Origin of the sequence: Roseovarius aquimarinus, assembly GCF_043661195.1 — a bacterium.
Lineage (GTDB): Bacteria > Pseudomonadota > Alphaproteobacteria > Rhodobacterales > Rhodobacteraceae > Roseovarius > Roseovarius aquimarinus.
Window position 1 is genome coordinate 763,990 of sequence record NZ_JBIHMM010000001.1, and the last position, 18,375, is coordinate 782,364.

The 18,375-nt window shown below is 65.5% G+C and carries 17 protein-coding genes and 1 tRNA gene; 4 read left to right on the forward strand and 14 right to left on the reverse strand.

All coding sequences use genetic code 11. The annotated features are described in order from the left end of the window. Position 1 precedes the first annotated feature (1 nt). The 5 genes from proB to ACGRVM_RS03650 form a co-directional block, all read right to left on the reverse strand. Positions 2-1,108, reverse strand: a complete 1,107-nt coding sequence (gene proB / locus ACGRVM_RS03630) for a glutamate 5-kinase (RefSeq protein ID WP_377168607.1) — start codon at positions 1,106-1,108, stop codon at positions 2-4. After that, positions 1,096-2,136, reverse strand: coding sequence for a GTPase ObgE (obgE, locus tag ACGRVM_RS03635; RefSeq protein WP_377168605.1), 1,041 nt, complete (start codon positions 2,134-2,136; stop codon positions 1,096-1,098). The genes proB and obgE overlap by 13 nt, the downstream gene beginning before the upstream one ends. Positions 2,137-2,227: 91 nt before the next feature. Beyond that, on the reverse strand, positions 2,228-2,788 hold the full coding sequence (locus ACGRVM_RS03640) for a GNAT family N-acetyltransferase (protein ID WP_377168603.1): 561 nt from the start codon (positions 2,786-2,788) through the stop codon (positions 2,228-2,230). Positions 2,789-3,023: 235 nt separating this feature from the next. After that, a complete protein-coding gene (rpmA, locus tag ACGRVM_RS03645) occupies positions 3,024-3,293 on the reverse strand; it encodes a 50S ribosomal protein L27 (protein ID WP_377168601.1) in 270 nt (89 codons plus the stop codon). Between the two features lie 11 nt (positions 3,294-3,304). Next, complete coding sequence (locus ACGRVM_RS03650) at positions 3,305-4,006, reverse strand: 50S ribosomal protein L21 (RefSeq protein WP_377168599.1); 702 nt, start codon at positions 4,004-4,006, stop codon at positions 3,305-3,307. A gap of 354 nt (positions 4,007-4,360) precedes the next feature. Here ACGRVM_RS03650 and ACGRVM_RS03655 point away from each other — a divergent pair. From ACGRVM_RS03655 to ACGRVM_RS03665, 3 genes are all read left to right on the forward strand, one after another. Then, positions 4,361-4,450, forward strand: a tRNA-Ser gene (locus ACGRVM_RS03655). Between the two features lie 336 nt (positions 4,451-4,786). After that, complete coding sequence (locus ACGRVM_RS03660; protein WP_377168597.1) at positions 4,787-4,975, forward strand: hypothetical protein; 189 nt, start codon at positions 4,787-4,789, stop codon at positions 4,973-4,975. Between the two features lie 567 nt (positions 4,976-5,542). Continuing rightward, positions 5,543-7,594: a catalase gene (locus tag ACGRVM_RS03665; RefSeq protein WP_377168595.1), complete on the forward strand. Its 2,052-nt coding sequence runs from the start codon at positions 5,543-5,545 to the stop codon at positions 7,592-7,594. Positions 7,595-7,746: 152 nt separating this feature from the next. Here ACGRVM_RS03665 and ACGRVM_RS03670 read toward each other — a convergent pair whose 3' ends face one another. Genes ACGRVM_RS03670 through ACGRVM_RS03710 form a run of 9 tightly spaced genes read right to left on the reverse strand, consistent with a single transcriptional unit; the run spans position 7,747 to position 17,288 of the window. Continuing rightward, complete coding sequence (locus ACGRVM_RS03670; RefSeq protein WP_377168593.1) at positions 7,747-8,964, reverse strand: MFS transporter; 1,218 nt, start codon at positions 8,962-8,964, stop codon at positions 7,747-7,749. 30 nt (positions 8,965-8,994) lie between these two features. After that, positions 8,995-9,732 carry a cytochrome c oxidase assembly protein gene (locus ACGRVM_RS03675; protein ID WP_377168591.1) on the reverse strand — a complete coding sequence of 246 codons (738 nt, stop codon included), beginning with the start codon at positions 9,730-9,732 and terminating at the stop codon, positions 8,995-8,997. 15 nt (positions 9,733-9,747) lie between these two features. Beyond that, a complete protein-coding gene (locus ACGRVM_RS03680; protein WP_377168589.1) occupies positions 9,748-10,068 on the reverse strand; it encodes a hypothetical protein in 321 nt (106 codons plus the stop codon). After that, positions 10,065-12,560: a cytochrome c oxidase subunit I gene (gene ctaD, locus ACGRVM_RS03685; RefSeq protein ID WP_377168587.1), complete on the reverse strand. Its 2,496-nt coding sequence runs from the start codon at positions 12,558-12,560 to the stop codon at positions 10,065-10,067. The genes ACGRVM_RS03680 and ctaD overlap by 4 nt, the downstream gene beginning before the upstream one ends. Beyond that, positions 12,557-13,492, reverse strand: coding sequence for a cytochrome c oxidase subunit II (gene coxB / locus ACGRVM_RS03690; RefSeq protein ID WP_377168585.1), 936 nt, complete (start codon positions 13,490-13,492; stop codon positions 12,557-12,559). The genes ctaD and coxB overlap by 4 nt, the downstream gene beginning before the upstream one ends. Then, a complete protein-coding gene (locus tag ACGRVM_RS03695; RefSeq protein ID WP_377168583.1) occupies positions 13,489-13,998 on the reverse strand; it encodes a c-type cytochrome in 510 nt (169 codons plus the stop codon). Before ACGRVM_RS03695 ends, coxB begins: the two co-directional genes overlap by 4 nt. 5 nt (positions 13,999-14,003) lie before the next feature. After that, positions 14,004-14,789 (reverse strand): c-type cytochrome, encoded by a 786-nt coding sequence (locus ACGRVM_RS03700; protein ID WP_377168581.1) that lies wholly within the window; start codon positions 14,787-14,789, stop codon positions 14,004-14,006. Positions 14,790-14,801: 12 nt separating this feature from the next. Beyond that, entirely contained in the window at positions 14,802-16,586 is a 1,785-nt protein-coding gene (locus tag ACGRVM_RS03705; RefSeq protein WP_377168579.1) for a GMC family oxidoreductase, read from the reverse strand. Positions 16,587-16,589: 3 nt separating this feature from the next. Beyond that, the gene (locus tag ACGRVM_RS03710) at positions 16,590-17,288 is read right to left on the reverse strand and encodes a gluconate 2-dehydrogenase subunit 3 family protein (RefSeq protein ID WP_377168577.1); all 699 of its coding nucleotides are present in this window, start codon (positions 17,286-17,288) and stop codon (positions 16,590-16,592) included. Positions 17,289-17,479: 191 nt separating this feature from the next. Here ACGRVM_RS03710 and ACGRVM_RS03715 point away from each other — a divergent pair, with 191 nt between their 5' ends. Continuing rightward, positions 17,480-18,367: a formate/nitrite transporter family protein gene (locus tag ACGRVM_RS03715; protein WP_377168575.1), complete on the forward strand. Its 888-nt coding sequence runs from the start codon at positions 17,480-17,482 to the stop codon at positions 18,365-18,367. Positions 18,368-18,375 lie beyond the last annotated feature (8 nt).

The window sequence follows — 18,375 nt, forward strand, 5'->3', positions numbered from 1 at the left end:
GTCAGAACGCCATGTCGTCGCGGTGAATCAGTGCGGCGCGCGCAGGATAGCCCAGAACGGCCTCGATGCCATCCGAGCGCAGCCCGGTGATCCGGCCCGCGTCCTCGGCCGCGTAGCGCACGAGGCCGAGCCCGAGAACGCGGCCGGTATCGTCAAGGATTTCAACGGCATCGCCGCGCTGAAAACTCCCCGCGACAGCGGTGACCCCGGCGGGCAGAAGGCTGCCGCCGCGCGCGATGGCGCGCGCGGCGCCTGCATCGACGATCAGCCTGCCCTTCGGCTTCATCGCGCCGATCCAGGCCTTGCGGCGCTGCTGCGGCGTGCCCTGCGCGGTGAACCATGTGGCATTCGCCCCCGCCTCGAGCGCCGCGAGCGGGCCGAGCACGTCGCCTTGCGTGATCGCCATGTCGCAGCCCGCCGCCATCGCGGCGCGCGCGGCCATCAGCTTGGTCTTCATGCCGCCTTTGGAGAGGCCCGAAACCGGATCGCCCGCCATCGCCTCGATCTCGGGCGTGATCGCGTCGATCACGTCGAAACGGCGCGCGGCGGGATCGAGGCCGGGATTGCCCGAATAGAAGCCATCCACGTCGCTCAGAAGGACAAGCTGATCCGCGCCCGCCGTCACCGCCACCTGCGCGGCGAGCCGGTCATTGTCGCCATAGCGGATCTCGTCCGTGGCGACGGTGTCGTTCTCGTTGACGATGGGCACCGCGCCGAGGCGCAAGAGCTGCTCGAGCGTCGCGCGCGTGTTGAGATAGCGGCGGCGGTCGGCGCTGTCCTCGAGCGTCGTGAGCACCTGCGCCGCGATCAGCCCGCGCGCGGCGAGCGCCGCCTCATAGGCGCCCGCAAGGCGGATCTGCCCCACCGCGGCGGCGGCCTGGCTCTGCTCGAGCGTGAGCGGACCTGCCGGCAGCTTCAGCGTGCCCCGCCCGAGCGCGATGGCGCCCGAGGAGACCAGCACCACGTCCGTTCCGCGCGCGCGCAGCCGCGCCACGTCATCGCAAAGCCCCTCGAGCCAGCCGGAACGCAGCGCGCCACTGCCACGCTCGACCAGGAGGGCCGAGCCGATCTTGACGACGAGGCGCCGCGCCGCGCTCAGGGTTGCCACGGCTCGGGCTCTTCGGCATCTGCCGCGCGGTGGCGCAGCCGGTCCTCGTCGATCTCGGCGCGCAAGGCGCGCAGCACCTCCGTCACCCCGTCGCCCGCGACGCCCGACATGGTCATGACCGGGCCGCCCGACGCCTCCTCGAGCGCGGCTTTCGCCTCGGCCAGGGCCTCCTCGTCGAGCGCGTCGATCTTGTTGAGCACGGTCAGGCGCGGCTTTTCGGCCAAGGGGCCTTCATAGGCTTCGATCTCGGTGATGATGGTCCGGTAGTCGTCGGCCACGGTCTGCGACGTGCAGTCCACGAGGTGCAGCAGGATCGCGCAGCGCTCGACATGGCCGAGGAACAAATCGCCAAGCCCCCTGCCCTCGCTCGCCCCGTCGATGAGGCCCGGAATGTCGGCAACGACGAACTCCACGTTATCGACGCCCACGACGCCCAGATTGGGGTGCAGCGTGGTGAAGGGATAATCGGCGATCTTGGGCCGTGCGTTCGAGGTGGCGGCGAGGAACGTGGATTTGCCCGCGTTCGGCAGGCCCAGAAGCCCGACATCCGCAATGAGCTTGAGCCGCAGCCAGATCGTGCGCTCGACGCCCTCCTGACCGGGATTGGCACGGCGCGGCGCCTGGTTGGTGGAGGATTTGAAATGCAGGTTGCCCCAGCCGCCATTGCCGCCGCGCGCCAGCTCGACCCGCTGGCCGAGCTCGGTCATGTCGGCGATGACCGTCTCCTGATCCTCATCCAGGATCTCGGTGCCGACGGGCACGCGCAGCACGATATCCTCGCCATCCTTGCCGGTGCGCTGGCGCCCCATGCCGGGCTGGCCGGAGCGGGCGAAGAAATGCTGCTGATAACGAAAGTCGATGAGCGTGTTCAGCCCGTCCACCGCCTCGGCATAGACCGAGCCGCCATCGCCGCCGTCCCCGCCATCGGGGCCGCCGTATTCAATGAACTTCTCGCGGCGGAAGCTGACGCAGCCGCCCCCGCCGCCGCCCGAGCGGATGTAGACCTTGGCGAGATCCAGAAATTTCATGGCATCGCTCCTCGTCGCGTGGCGTGGCAGATGCGCGCCACGGGGCGTCATGGCGCCCTGCGGCACTCCATACGCAAAGGCTGCGCCCGCCTCAATCGAGTTTTCGGCTGTAGGTCCAGGTCGGCACGGTGACACCGCGGGCGATGCAGAAGGATTCCGCATCGCCGAGATAGGTGAAGCCGCAATTCGTCAGCACCCGTGCGGAGGCGGGATTGCCCTGCTGGACGGTCGCGAAAATCGTGCGGCAGGCTTGCGGGTTGGCCGCGACCAGCGCCGAGACCGCCGCCGAAGCGACACCCGCGTTCCAGAAGACCGGCGCGACCCAGTAGCCGATCTCGGACTGGCCCACATCGAGCCGCGTGAGGCTGATGACGCCCATGACCTCGCCCATGCCCGCGCGTGTGCCGTCGATCGCCCAGGCATCCTCTGTGCGGCCCTCGGCCATGCAGCGGGCGATGAACGCCTCGGTGGTGCCGGGCGGCAGCGGGTGCGGGATCGAGGACGTCGCCTCGGCCACGCGCAGATCGCCGGTGTAGAGCGAGATCAGCCCCGCATCCGAAGGGCGCACGGGACGCAGATCGTAGCGCCCGGCGAGAATGCCCGGCTGAAGATCGTAGGGAGGATGATCGGGCTGCGCGATGGTCACTGTCATGCCCCTTTCCAGAAGCGGTTGCCGAGGGGCGGAAGGTCGACACCGGCCCGCCCGGAACGTCCGCGCAGGCCCACGCCGGATGCCGCGATCCTTACCTACGGACGATTAACAAGTTTTCAACGTGGCCCCGCCGAAATCCGCCGGGCGGGTCCGGGCAATGCGTCGGGCTCGAAAGACAAAAAGGACCGGCGACCTGCGCCGATCCTTCATGCGATGACCCGAAAGGGTACGATCCTTATTCGGCGGCGTCCGACATGGGCGTCACGGAAATGAACTTGCGCCCCTTGAGGCCGGTATGGAACTTCACATGGCCTTCGACGGTCGCGAAGATGGTGTGGTCCTTGCCGAGGCCGACGCCGGTGCCCGGCCACATCTTGGTGCCGCGCTGGCGCATGATGATGTTGCCCGGAACGACGGCTTCGCCGCCGTATTTCTTGACGCCAAGGCGACGGCCCGCGCTGTCGCGACCGTTACGGGATGAACCGCCTGCTTTCTTGTGTGCCATTTGGTCTCTCCTTAACCTTTGGTCAGTTCTTTGGCCTGCTCGATCCAGCCCTCACGCTCGATCCGGCCCTTGAACGACAGTTTCTCGTCCATCTCGGCGACATCCGCCTCGGTCCATGCGGCGATCTGCGCGAAGCTGGTCACACCCGCCTCGTGCAGCTTCTTCTCGAGCGCGGGACCGACGCCCGACAGCTGCTTGAGATCGTCGCCACCCTTGGCGGCGGCCTTCTTCGGAGCGGCCTTCTTCTCGGCCGATTTCTCGTCCGCCTGGCCTTCGCTGACGCGCTTCTTCATCTCGGCCTGCTGCGTCTTGTTCTTGGCGTATTGCCCGTCCGAGACGACCTTGGCTCCGGTGACCGAACCCGCGCCGATCGCGGCCTTGACGCCCGACTTGTCGGCGCCCTTGTCGAGAATGTCGGTCACGCGCAGAAGCGTCAGCTGCTGGCGGTGGCCCTTGGTGCGCTGCGAGCCGTGCTTGCGGCGGCGCTTGACGAAATGGATGACCTTCTCGCCCTTGATCTGGTCGATGACCTCGGCCTGAACGCAGGCGCCGTCGATCAGCGGCGCGCCGACCACGGGCGTGTCGCCGCCCAGCATGAGAATCTCGTTGAACTGGACCTTCTCGCCGGCATCGGCTGCCAGCTTCTCGACACGCAGCATGTCGCCGGACTGGACCCGGTACTGCTTGCCGCCGGTTTTGAGAACCGCAAACATCTGTCTTTCCTTCACTTTTCCGCGTCCGCCGGTCCCCAATCGGGTGTTCACGGCCTCATGGCCACCTTGGACAGCGCGCCTCGTCGGCGTCATAGAATACTGCCCCATGCAGAGCTCGCCCCTGCCGGGATGGGGGCTTATCGGGCGATGCGGCCTCCAAGTCAAGCAGGTTTTGCCGCCGTTCCGGCGCTCGCGCCGCCTCTCGGCGAGCCTCTGCCCAAGCCGCCCCCGCGCCGCAGTTCGGGCCGGCAGCGCAATGCCGAAATCCCGGCGCGAGGATTTTGCGCCAAAATCCCCGATACCCCCTTGCGAGCCCGCGCGATCCATTCTAGGACGCGCTCACCAGACCCCCGCGGAGAGGTGCCGGAGTGGTCGAACGGGGCGGTCTCGAAAACCGTTGACCCTTCACGGGGTCCCAGGGTTCGAATCCCTGTCTCTCCGCCATTAAGCCTTGTTTTCGCCAGATTAAACTAGGTTTAAGCCATTTTACTCGCCATAAACCCCACCGAGATGGAATTCGTTTGCTCCCCGCTGATTTGGCGTTACAGCACGCTTGTTGCTGTCGCCCTATTTTGGAAAGACCTGGTTCAGCCACCGCTCGGCGGAATTATTTGGACCACACGGTGTCAATCCTTGCCGCGAAGTCGTTGACCAATCTCAACCAAAAGATTGAGATGCTAGCTTAAGCAAACAGGGCGAACATTAATATCGCCCATCCAAGTAACGTCGATGCCAGCGGCGCTACGGCTGTAGCGCTGTCAATCGCGAAAAAGGTGTTGATTGAGGTTGACCTTCGGCGCCGCGCCCGGGCGCGCGGCTGATGAGGGCGCGCGTCGCATCAGGCTGCGCGGACAATGGTTCGGGGACGGCTTCACGGTCGAGAATCCGCCCTTCGATCTGCCGCGCCATGAATACGTCTTCCTTCGGGACGATCAGCTGAACCGCGCGCCGGGCAAGCTTGCGCTGTAATTCGGGCCTGGACGGATGACTTCAACGAAACACGCCCGCTTTCGGCACTTGGCTATCGGAAGCACAAGGCATTCGTCGAACATCTCACCATCGCAAACAACACCCGCGCTGCGCCATCTGAAAACTCCGCACGGATGTCGGCCGCTCGACCTGCGCCAACAGAGGTATCAACCTATTGGGCTCCGATTCCGGCTGGATGAAAGTTTAGTGGAAGGTCAATTGCTACGCACTCTTGCTAGATCACTCGTGCCACCCTTGACTGTCGAGTTATGCCCAACAGCGCCTGAGTGTTGGGATGGGCGCCGATATGGAGCGCCGAAGCGAAAGCAAATTCCCCCTGCCCATTTCTAACCTTATCTTCCGGCAACCAATCTGCAGTCCGGCCCGAGAAACGTATCATAGCCGGCGCCGCATTGATCTCATCTTGGGAGACCCAAGACTTCAATCCCAGAATTTGCGAATAGGTTCCTTTGCGTCTCATCGCTCCTCGCCTCCCCCCTGCTCCGGGAACAAAGCTCTCGGCGCCGGGTTCAAGAAATCTCATGGCATCAAACCGGAGGCTTCGACATGACCGACGAGACACTCGACAAGGGCGGCGCGCCGCGACAGCAGACGACCGACCGCAACCGCACGATGACCACGGCGCAGGGCGGGCCGATCGCGGACGACCAGAATTCGCTGACGGCCGGGCCGCGCGGGCCGGTGCTTCTGGAAGATCACGTGATGCGCGAGAAGATCTTTCATTTCGACCACGAGCGCATCCCCGAGCGGGTCGTTCACGCGCGCGGCTACGGCGTGCATGGCCATTTCGAGCTGACCGAGGCGATCCCGGAACTGAGCTGCGCCGACATCTTCCAGCGCGTCGGAGAAAAGACCCCGACCTTCACGCGCTTTTCGACCGTCGCGGGAAACAAGGGCTCCGCCGATCTCGCGCGGGACGTGCGCGGCTTCGCTACGAAATTCTACACGCGGGAAGGCAACTGGGATCTGGTTGGCAACAATATCCCGGTCTTCTTCATCCAGGACGCGATCAAGTTTCCCGATCTCATCCATTCGGTCAAGGAAGCGCCCGATCGCGGCTTTCCGCAGGCGCAATCGGCGCATGACAATTTCTGGGACTTCATCTCGCTCTCGCCCGAGGCGATCCACATGACGCTCTGGCAGATGTCCGACCGCACCATCCCGCGCTCCTTGCGCTTCATGGAAGGCTTCGGCGTCCATACCTTCCGGCTCGTCAATGCCGAGGGAAAATCGCATTACGTCAAATTCCACTGGAAGCCGAAGCAGGGCCTGCAATCGGTGGTGTGGAACGAGGCGCTCAAGATCAATGGCGCGGATCCCGATTTCCATCGCCGCGACATGTGGGACGCCATCGACGCCGGTGATTTCCCGCAATGGGACCTGGGCATCCAGGTCTTCGACGACGCATTCGCCGACGCATTCGAGTTCGACATTCTCGACGCCACCAAGCTCATTCCCGAAGAGCAGGTTCCGGTGCGCATCATCGGCACGCTGACGCTCGACGCCAATGTCGAGAATTTCTTCGCCGAGACCGAGCAGGTCGCCTTCTGCACGCAGAACATCGTGCGCGGGATCGACCACACGAACGACCCGCTCCTTCAGGGTCGCAACTTCTCCTATCTCGACACGCAGCTGAAACGGCTCGGCGGGCCCAATTTCACGCATATCCCGGTCAATGCGCCGAAATGCCCGGTGCATAACTTTCAGCAGGACGGCCATATGGCGATGCGCAATCCCAAGGGCCGCGCCAATTACGAGCCGAACAGCTGGGGCGAGGATGGCGGCCCGCGCGAGAACCCCGAGCTGGGCTTCCAAAGCTATCCCGAGCAGGTGGATGGCATCAAGCAGCGCACCCGGTCCGAGACCTTCGCGGATCATTACAGCCAAGCGCGCCAGTTCTGGATCAGCCAGACCGAAATCGAGCAGGATCACATCATCGCCGGCTACACGTTCGAGCTGTCGAAATGCGAGCATGAAAAGATCCGCCTGCGGATGCTCTCGCATCTGCGGAACGTTCACAAGGATCTGGCCAAGGGCGTGGCCGATGGCCTCGGTGTGACCGAGCTGCCCGAAGCCGCGACGCCGGCCCGCGCGCCGATCACCGATCTGCCGCCTTCGGACGCGCTCAGCATCCTCAAGAACGGGCCGAAGAGTTTCGCGGGCCGCAAGCTGGGGCTCTTCATCAGCGATGGCGCGGATGCGGATCTCGTCTCGGCGCTCGAAAAGGCCTTCGAGGCCGAGGGCGCTATGGTCGCCATCGTCGCGCCACGGATCGGGGGCGCGACCCTCTCGGATGGCAGCGTGAAGGCCGCGGACGAGAAGATCGACGGCGGCCCGTCCGTCCTTTTCGACGCGGTGGCCCTCGTCTTTTCTCAGGAGGGCGGCGAGGCGCTGTCCGCGAACAAGCCCGCGATGGATTTCGTCAGCGACGCCTACGCGCATGCCAAGGTCATCGGCTGGACCGATGCGGCGCAGCCCTTGATGAAGGCCGTGGGCGCCAGCCCCGACGCCGGCATGGCGAAGCTGTCCGAAGAGGGCGCGGGCGATTTCGTCACGCTTTGCCGCAAGCTGCGCCATTGGGAGCGCACACTGGGCTAGAGCGGCCCGGCGCAATGTGATGGTGGGCCCGAGCGAGACATAACCTCGCTCGGGCCCTGTCTATTTGGTCTTCGCATGAGGCGCTCAGGACATGCGGCACCGCATCGGCGGCTAAACGAAAGCCCCCCGCTCGATGGCATCGCGGCGCCCCGTCACTGGCCGCTCAGTTCGCCCTCCACCGGGTTGGGGGTCAGCGGGCGGGTCGCGTGGCGCTCGCGGGTTTCGGGATCATCGCGGATCATCACTCGCAGAAGGCCCCAGAGGGCGATCGCGCCTTGCAGCACCGCCAGCCCCAACGGCAGGCCGCGCGGGCCGAGCATGTCCATCAGCGCCCCCACGAACATCGGGCCGAGCGCGGCGCCGATCCCCTGCATCAGGACCAGTCCGCCCGTCACGGCGAGCAGCGCCGACCCCGGCGCGCGGTCATGGACATGCGCGACCGCGATCGCCTGCGCCGGCAGGATGATCGCGCCGATGGCGAAGCCGAGTATCAGCAGCAGAGTGGCCGGGGGCGCCGGAAAGGGGATCGTGGCGAGCATGAGCACCGCGCCCGCCGTGCCGAGCGCGATGCCCAATCCGCGGCGGCTCATCCGGTCCGACAGCCAGCCGAGCGGGAATTGCAGGATGAGGCCGCCGATCGTGAAGAACGCGACGAGAGCCGCGATGCGCGCCTGCGAAAAGCCGAGCTCCTGCGCGAAAAGCGGCGCGAGGCCGTAGAAGGTGCCGATGGACGCGCCGACGAGCGCGGCGGTGAGCGCGCCATAGGGCGAAAGGGCCCAGAGCCTGCGCAGCGACGCGGCCTCCTGCCCCTCCGCGGTCGCCGGAGCGTCGACCTTGGCCAGGGATATGGGCACGAGCGCCAGAGACATGACGATGGAGACGAGCACGAAGAGCGTGAACGTCGCCGGATCGCCGAGGTTCAGCATGAATTGCCCCGCGGCGCCCGCCGCCATCCCCGCCATGCCGTAGATCGCCAGCAACCGGCCCCGCTGCGCCGACGCAACCGAGGCGTTCAGCCAGCTCTCGGTGACGATGATGAGCCCGGCGAAGGCGAAGCCGGTCAGGCTCCGCACGGCGATCCAGACCCAGGGGTCGATGAAGGCCAGATGCATCAGCGCCGCCGCCGACGCGAGAGAAGCCAGCGCCGCGAATGTGCGGATATGGCCGACACGGTCGATCAGGCGCGGCGCGATGAGCGAGCCGATGCTCATCCCTGCGAAGAAACCGGACATGATGAGGCCCGTCGCCGTGCCGCCGAACCCCTCGATCCCGGCGCGCACGGCCAGCAAGGTGCCTTGCAGCCCGTTGCTCATCTGCATGAGCGCGAAACCCAGGAGGAGGGTCGTCAGGGTCAGGATGGAGGCGCGCATCTCGCTCCGCTCCGGTCGGTGCAGGTCATCTCACGTCTTTCCTTCGATCCGGGTCATGGCCGGCTCGCCGCCGCGAAGGACCGAGCGGACGAGCAAGGCGACGACGGCGAGCATGAGTGCGCCGCCCGCCGACCACATGACCGCGCCGGCCAGTTGCTGGTCCGCAAGCGCGCTGATGCCGTAGGGCGCCACTGTCAGCTGGTGCCAGCCGTGCCAGACCGCCGTGCTAAAGACCAACAGCGCGGAGAGGAGCGACATCTGGGCCGCGGTCAGCGCAAGGCCGAAAAGCGCCTGCTGGGGCTGCGAGGCATGGACCCTGAAGATCGCGGACCAGAGCACCCATGCCGCTCCCAGAAGGGACAGGTGCATGGCCCAGTAGATGAGGTCGGACCCGAGCGTCGCGGCATAGGGCAGCGGCGCATGCCAGCCCCAGAAAAGCAGCCAGAAGCCGATCGCCGCCGGCATCACCATCCGCACAGGCGCGGGAGCCGCAAGCGCGAGCAAGGGCGCCGCGACAAGTGTCAGAAGGACGTGCTGCGCGACCCGGGCCGAGAAGAGAGCCATCGATGCCGCGCAGAGGGGCGAGACGAACAAGAGCGCCACCAGCACCCAGCCCGCGACGGCCGCGCGCGGCGCGCGGGCCTTCCAGACCAAGACGAGCGCGAAGGCGGCCAGTCCCGCCATCAAGAGCGGATCGAAGAGCCACCGGCCCCAGAGGTCCGCCGGCGCGGGCGGCGTGCCGCAAAAGGGAATGTATGCGTCTTCCATTCCAGTCTCCTTTTCTCAGTTGCACCCGCCGAGCAGCAGCACCGGCGACGCGCTGAAGAGGATCGCCACGATCGAGATCACGGTGGTCCAGCGGGCAGCGATATGAAACTCGGTGTGATCCCCGCGAAAGAGCGACCATCCCGCCACGACCAGCGCGGCGACCGTGGCGAGCGCGATGGCGATGACCGCTCCCGAATAGCCCGTCACCGCACGCTCGCCGCAGGCTGCCGATAGGGCCGCGTAGACGAATATGAAATGCAGCGTCCAGGCCAGCGTCGGGCGCGCGATGCCCCAGATCAGCGGCGCGAGTTCGGCGGTTCTCGTTTTCTCGATCATGCGAAGACCCCCAGTTGCGGTGCGATCAGCACGATGGCGGCGGCCAGCAGCATGAGCGCCGTGACGAGCGCATAGGGCGCGCGGTTGACCTCCGGCACGCGCTGGCCGGGTCCGATGAGCCCCATCGCCTTGCGCAAGGCGAGAAAGAGGCTCCAATAGACCAGCACGAAAAGCTGAATGGCGATGAAGCCCGCAATCACCCACAGCGTCGCGCCCAAGGCGGAGCCATGCGGCAGCACCGGCTGAAGCGCCATCCAGAGCGCGCCGCCCGCCGCGATACCCAAGAGTGCGATCGCGAGATCATAGATAAGCTGCCCCCGGGCGCGGGCGAGATAGGCCGGCGCCGTCAACGCCAGCCCGCAGATCAGGGCCAGGACGGTCCAGAGCGCATCGGGATCGCCGGCAGTGCGGGTGAAGTCGGGCTTCACGTTCCACAGATACATGACGCCGAACAGGATCGACGCGAAGAGGGCGACCATGATCAGAAGGGTTCCGATGACAGCGATGTAGGTGTGCCCCAGACGCGACGCGATATCGACGGGCAATGTCCCCTCGCCGCCGGTCTCGACCGTCTGGCCAGTCTCCGAGGGCTCCCATGCCCAGGCGGCGAACCCGATCAGCGTGGCCCCGAGCGCGGCCGCCGCCGCGATGTAGAGGCTCGCCAGCAGGCAGATGGTCGTGACGGCGATGCAGAAGGCCGTGACGAGCGGGATCCATGTCGGCGTGGGCAGGCGCACGATCTGCAAGGGCTCGCCGGTGACCGGATGGCAGCCGACCGTCTCGCGCCGCCCGTGGGGCGCATCCCGAAGCATGCCGTCGATCTCGTGGGCGGCGTTCTTCAGAAGGTCGGGCTGATCCCAGAGCGGCTCGCGCGACTGCACGCGCGGGATGGCGTGGAAATTGTGGCCCGGCGCGATCGGCGGATAGAGCCATTCGAGCGTACCCGCCTTCCACGGATCGCGCGGCGCGACCGGCCCGCGCCAGCGATGGGTGATGAAATCCCATACGAAGATCAGCACGCCCGCCGCGAGGATGTACGAGCCGATGCTCGACAGCATGTTGAGCCGGTCCCAGCCCAGCCCCTCGGGATAGGTCGCGATGCGCCGCGGCATGCCGCGCAGGCCGGTGATGTGCATCAGGAAGAACGTGATGTGAAACCCCGAGAACATCAGCCAGAAGGCCCATTTCCCCAGCCGTTCCGACATCATCCGCCCGGTGAAATGCGGCGTCCAGTAATAGAACGCGGCGAAGAGCGGGAAGACCATGCCGCCGATCAGCACGTAATGCAGATGCGCCACGACGAAATAGCTGTCATGCGCCTGCCAGTTGAACGGCACCGAGGCCAGCATGACGCCGGTCAGACCGCCCAGAACGAAGATGAAGAGAAAGCCGAGGATGAAGAGCATCGGCACCGTCAGCCTCGGCCGCGCGAGAGACAGCGTAAGGATGAAGCAGAAGATCTGCACGCCGGTCGGGATCGTCACCACTGTCGAGGCCGCCGAGAAGAGCGAGAGCGAGATGACTGGAAGGCCGGTCGTGAACATGTGGTGCGCCCAGAGCCCGAAGCTGATGAAGCCCATCGTCACGACCGCCGCCACGGCGAAGCCGTAGCCGAAAAGGGGCTTGCCCACGAAGGTGGGCAATATCGTGGCCACCATGCCTGCCGCGGGCAGGAATATGATGTAGACCTCGGGATGGCCGAAAAGCCAGAAGAGGTGCTGCCACAAGAGCGGATCGCCCCCCATCGCCGGATCGAAGAACGGAAGGCCGATCACCCTTTCGATCTCGAGCAGGATCGAGCCGACGATCAGAGGCGGAAATCCGACCGCGATCATGAAGGCGGTCACGAGCATGTACCAGCCGAAGATCGGCATCTTGGCCAGCGACATGCCCGGCGCGCGGGTGCAGAGGATCGCGGCGATGATCTCGACCGCCGCCGTGACGCTCGCGATCTCGGCGAAGGTGATGCCGATCAGCCAGAAATCGGCCGAAAGGCCCGGTGTGTATTCCTTGGTGGAGAGCGGCGTGTACATGAACCACCCGCCGTCCGGTGCCGCGTCGAACAGAAAGGACGCCAGAACGATCAGCCCGCCGAAGAGATAGCACCAATAACCGAAGGCGCCGAGCCGAGGAAAGACGAGATCTCGCGCGCCGAGCATGAGCGGCAGAAGATAGACCGCGAACCCCTCGAGAATGGGGATCGCGAAGAGGAACATCATCAGCGTGCCGTGCATGGTGAAGACCTGATTATAGGTCTCGGCATCGAGAAACGTGTTGTCGGGCACGATGAGCTGCGTGCGCACCAGGAGCGCGAGGAAGCCCGCGATCAGGAAAAAGATCAGCCCCGTCACGATGAAGCGCTGGCCGACGACGCGGTGCGAGACCGAGGAAAGCTTGCGCCAACCCTTGGGCGTCGCCCACGCCCGTTCGTAGATCGGCAGATCGTCGAGCACGGGGCCTTGCGCCGGGGTATTCGCTGCCGTGTCGGTCATTTCAGGCTCGCCAGATAATGGGCCACCGCCCGAAGATCAGGGCCGCTGAGATGATTGTAGGACGGCATGTTCGCGCCCGGTTTCATGTCCTGCACATCGGCGATCCAGCCCGCCAGATTGCCGACATTCATGCGCCACATCCCCGCGCCCAGCGCGGCCCGCGCCCCGATGCGCGTGAGATCGGGACCGACGCGCGCGCCCTCCGCGACGCCGCGGATCGCATGGCAGGCGGCGCAGCCTTCCTCGAGAAAGACGTTCCGCCCGCGCGCGAGTTGCAATGTGTCGGCATCGCGCGCCTCGCCCGCGAGCCTTTCGGCGAAGGCATCAAACGCCTCCCGCTCGACGACCTCCACCTCGAAGGCCATCAGAGGATGGGACAGACCGCAGAATTCGGCGCATTGGCCTCGGAAGCGGCCGGTGCGCGTGGCACGCACGGTCAGTTCATTGATGCGCCCCGGGATCATGTCCATCTTGCCGCTGATGGACGGCACCCAGAAGGAATGAATCACGTCATCGGATTTCAGGCGGAAGGTCACGGGCGTGTCGACCGGCAGCACGATTTCGTTCGCATCCCGCAGCGCTCGGCCGTCCGGATCGTAGACGACATCCCACCAGTACTGGTATCCCGTCACCTCGATCACGAGCGCGTCGCGCTCGACCTTGCCGATGGAGGCGAGCGTAAAGGTGGAGCCGACCACAAGCGCGGTGAGCGCGATCACCGGCAGTGCGAAACCGCCCGTCCAGAGCCACCACACATGTCCCGGCCGCTCGCGCCGCCAGGCGAGCCAGACAAGGCCCATCACGCCGAGAAAGATCACCGTGGCCGCCGCCGTCATGGCGAGGGTCAGCACGAGCGTGCTGTCCGCGCCCGCACCGGCGGGGATGAGCGTCGTCTGGCTGTCGAACTGGCCGAGGGTGCTCCGCTCGCTCATTCATCCCCTCCGAGCGTGTAGAGATAGGCGGTCATGTCCATCGCTTCGGCTTCGGTCACGCCCAGATCCGGCATCGCGGTATCCTGGGAGAAATAGGGCGGATCGATCAGCCAGCGCGTCAGCTCGCCCGGCGCGTTCGTGAGAATTCCGGCGATATAGGCCCGCTCGGCGAGGCCGGCGAGGGACGGGCCGACCGTCCCATGCGCACCCGGCACTCCGGGGATGCGATGACAGGCGCCGCAGCCATGATCGCGCATCAGATCGCGGCCCCGCGCGGCATCGCCGCCCGCGACATCGAGGCGCATCGCCCGCCAGTCGGGCATGTCGGCGACCGGATCGCTCGCGTACCAGGCCGCGACATGATCGCTGCCCTGACCCAGCCAGCCGAGCGCGCGCCCGATTGGGTCCGACGCGGGCGAGGCCAAGGCCCATGCCGAGACGAGTGCGCTCGCAGCGGCGATCGCGCCAGCCAAGATCGACACGCGGATGATGCTCCGTGCCGTCATGCGCGTCAGTCCTCGGTGGTCAGCGGATTATGAACCCGGTTGTAGAATTCGCTGACGGCTTCCATATCCTCGCGGCTCATCTTGCGGGCGATGCTGCTCATGACGTTGAGCGCGTCGTTGTCGCGCACGCCTTCCCTCCAGAGTTCGAGCTGATAGACCATGTAATTGGCGTATTGGCCGGCGAGATACGGCACCGAGGGCGGATTGCCCGTGCCTTGCGGGCCGTGGCAGTTGACGCAGGCCGGAATGCCCTTCTCGGCCGAGCCGACGGCGGCCAGTTGCCCGCCCCATTGAAGCTCTGCCTGATCGGCGGCGCCGAGCGGCTTGGGGATCGGGGCGCGAACGACAGCGTAATAGGCGGCGACGGCCTCGCGCTCGTGCTCGGTCAGGCGCTGCGCGATGCCGGTCATCACCTCGTTCGGACGCGCGCCCGATGCGTAGTCGTTCAGTTGCTTGTAGGTGTACCATGCCGCCTGCCCGGTGAGCCGCGGAAACGCGCCCGAGCCATCCCCTGCTCCCTGCCCCCCGTGGCAGGTAATGCAGGCCATGCCGGAGCCGCCGTTCTCGGCCCCGCCCATCGCAACGAGGCGCCCCAGTTCCAACAGATCGTCATCCGGCGCCTCGTCCACGGTCGCTGCGAAGAGCACCCTGTCGTCATCCAGCCGCGCCTCGAGTTCGCGCGGCTCGCTCGTCAGGGTGCCTTGGGCGTTGAGAATGATCGGCACCGATACGGCGGCGGCGATCGTGCCCATGGCGGCGATGCGCAGCAGATTGAGATTGGCACTGGTCATGTCTCTGCTCCTTCAGGCGTCCATCAGCGGGCGGGGGTTGCCCAGATAATCGTTCTTGAGATGCTCGAGCGTCCAATAGGCCAGCCCCATCAGCGGGCCGGTCGGGTTGTAGCCGAGGTTCTGCGGGAAGAGGCAGGCGCCGAAGACGAAGACGTTGTGATGGTCCCACATCTGGCCATAGCGGTTGACCACGCTCGTCCGGGGATCCGTGCCCATCACGGCGCCGCCCACGTTATGCGTCGTCTGGTAGGGAACGATGGAATAGTCCTTGCCGCTCTCGGCGAGGTTCGTCGCGCTGACGCTGGTGACATGGTCCATGTTCTGCGCGATCTCGACCGCGCGGTCCGTCACGTATTGCGACATCTTCCGATCGTTTTCGGGAAAGTTGAACGTCATGCGCAACAGCGGGCGGCCATAGCCGTCCGTCCATGTCGGATCGAGATCGAGGAAATTGTCCGGCGTCGAGACGCTCGAGCCGTGGATGACCATATCGGCATGGTGGAGGTAGTTCTCGCGCACCGCGCGCTTCCACTCGGCGCCCCAGCTCGGCGTGCCGTCCGGCACCGGCTGATAGCCGATCGGGCGGCCGTGATACTGCTTGCAGGCGATATAGCCGCCCCCCACGAAACCGAGCTCGGCGTGATCGAAATTGTCGCCGTTGTAGTCGTCGACGACCACCCCGAGCGCCCCCGCGCCCATGAAAGGGTTCGTGACCGTGTCCTTGTCGAGAAACGCGTCCACGGCGGCGATGGTCTGATAAGAGTAATTTCGGCCGACCGTGCCCAGTCCGGTGTCGGGATCGTAGGGCTGACCGAGGCCGCTGACGAGCATCAGATGCACGTTCCAGAGAGCGTAGGCATTCATGCAGACGATATCGGCGGGCTGGAATATCTCGCGCCCATCGGCGTCGATATAGGTGACGCCCGTGGCCGTCTGTCCGTCCTTCGATTTCTCGACACGCAGCACGGTGGACTTGAAGCGGATCTCGAAATTCTCGTGCTCCTTGATGCGGTCGTAGACGCAGATGATGGGATCGGCCTTGGCGAAGTAGCCGCACCCGAAACGCTCGCAAAACCCGCAATAGGTGCAGGGATGAAGCTGCGCGCCGTAGGGGTTCTCGTAAGCCTCGGTGACGTTCGCGGAGGGAAACGGGAAAGGGTGCAGGCCCATCCGTTCCGCGGCCTGTCCGAAAAGCGTGCTGCTGATCGGCTGCTTCATCGGCGGGTTCGGATACTCGTTCCGCCGCGGGCCCTCGAAGACGTTGCCGCCCGCACGCCGCTCGCCGCCGAGATTGCCTGCCGTGCCCGCGGCGCCGCAGATCTTCTCGAAGAAGTCGAGATGCGGCTCCAGCTCGTCGTAGCTGACGCCCCAATCCTGAATGGTCAGATCGTCCGGGATGAAATCCTGGCCGTAACGCTCCTCGTAATGGGAGCGCATGTTGAGATCCGAGGGAAGCGGGCGCCAGAGCTGCCCGTTCCAGTGAATGCCCGCGCCGCCGAGCCCCTCGCCCGGCAGGAAAGAGCCGAGGCGCCGCATCGGCAGGGCGCGCTGATCGCGGTGGTTGCGGAAGGTCAGGGTGTTCTCGCGCACATCCATCATGTGCGAATAGCGCTGCGCGTATTTCAGCTCGTCATGCTCTTCCGGCGCACCGAAGCTGGTGGCGTCGTGGCGATGCTCTCCCCGCTCGAGGATCACGCATTTGCGGCCCGCATGCGCCAACTCGTAAGCCGCGGTGAGGCCGGTCCAGCCGCCGCCGATGATGACCACATCCGTCTTGGGAAGCGTCTTGTCCGGCATGGGTCAGGGCTCCTTCCTGATCGGGGCGGCGGGCAGATCGCCATTGCCGCCGGGCGCGTGATTGATGCCCATGGGAGGCTGCGGATAACGCCGGTTATGCTTGTTTACGAAGGAGGTGTAATAGGCATGGGCGCCGGGAAATCCGACCATCTTCCAGCCCGCGTAATCGGCATTTCCGCCATAGATCGGATCGGCGAAATACCCCTGATTGGTGAGCGTCCAAACCTCGTCGAAAAACGCCTTGGAAGGCGCGTCTCCGAGGTCCATCTCGCCTTCCGACATCGCGGTCACGATTTCGTCCCGGCGCGGCTGCTCCATCAACGCGAAGCCGCTCTCGGCACGCTCGAGGCCCGCAAGCCCGGCCCGGATCAGCTCGGACGGAAGAAGGGGAAGCTGGTAGCCCTGCTCGGGCGTGCCGTCGAAGAACGGCCCCTTCATGTAAAGCCCGTGGCCGCGCCCGTAGGGACCGACCATCTGAAGATCGATGAAATCGACCACCCCGGCCTCGCTCGCGCTTGGATAGTCGTCGGCGGGGATCAAGGTGTCGCACAGAACGGCCAGAAGCCGGGCTTCGGTCTCGGTCAGGAATGAGAAAGGTTTGCCGTCCAGCGAGGCGAAGGCATGCCTCGGCGCCGAGAGGGCCGCGCCCGCGGATGCGGCAAGGCCCAGAAGGACGGCTCGGCGTGAGAAAGGATAGTGCATCGAAAGTCCCGCAGCTTGCTCCTCTTCCGAAAACAAACCGAAGACGGTCCGATCGGTTCCAGCGCGAGGCGAACCGGACAGAGAAAACAGGGCGGACCCCTTTCTATCAAAGGGGTTCTGTGCCAGATTTTTTCGCGGAGGGGCTGTGTCCGATTGTGGCCCACAGCCTATGCGAGCGATGGGTACGAGCCATGAGCGAAGATGACGAGACATCCCCGAGCGAGGAGCGCGCGCATCAACGCGAGCGGCGCGAGAAGACCCGCACGGAGACCGAGCAGTCCCTGACCGGCTCCGAGCGCGATGCCGTGACGCAGAACTCGCGGCTCTCCGCGCTCACGGTCTATTCGATCATCCTGCGCGACGGCCTCGAGGAGCTGGACCGGCCCACGTCATCGCTCTGGTGGTCGGGCGTGGCCGCCGGGATCGGCATATCGTCCTCGGTGCTGGTCGAGTCCATTCTGCGCAAGCATCTGGGATCCGGGCATCCTCATCTCACCTTGCTCGGCAGTCTCGGCTATACGTTCGGCTTCGTTCTTGTGATCCTGTCGCGTCTCCAGCTTTTCACCGAGAACACGATCACCGTGGTTCTGCCCCTGCTGACGAAGCCCGGCTTCGACCGGCTGTCGCGCACGGCGCGTCTTTGGGGCATCGTCTTCACGGCCAACCTGATCGGAACATTCTTCACCGCGCTTCTCGCGGTGCATGCCGGTTTCCTGCCCGAGGGCGTGCTGCAGGCGACGCTGGAGATATCGCGCCACCTGACGGAACTCTCGCCGGCGGAGTCGCTCCTGCGCGGTATCCCCGCGGGGTTCTTCATCGCGGCGATCGTGTGGATGCTGCCATCCGCCAAAGGCTCGTCGGTGCTTGTGATCGTGATGTTCACATGGTTGATCGCCGCCGGGGAATTCACCCATGTGATCGCCGGATCGAACGAGATCTTCACGCTTGTCCTGGTCGGCGAAGTCGGCTTTTTCGAGGCGCTTGCGCTCTATATCGCGCCGGTTCTGATCGGGAACATCCTCGGGGGAACCGGGCTTTTCGCGATGCTCGCCTATGGCCAGATCCGAAACGAGATGTAGCCGGACCG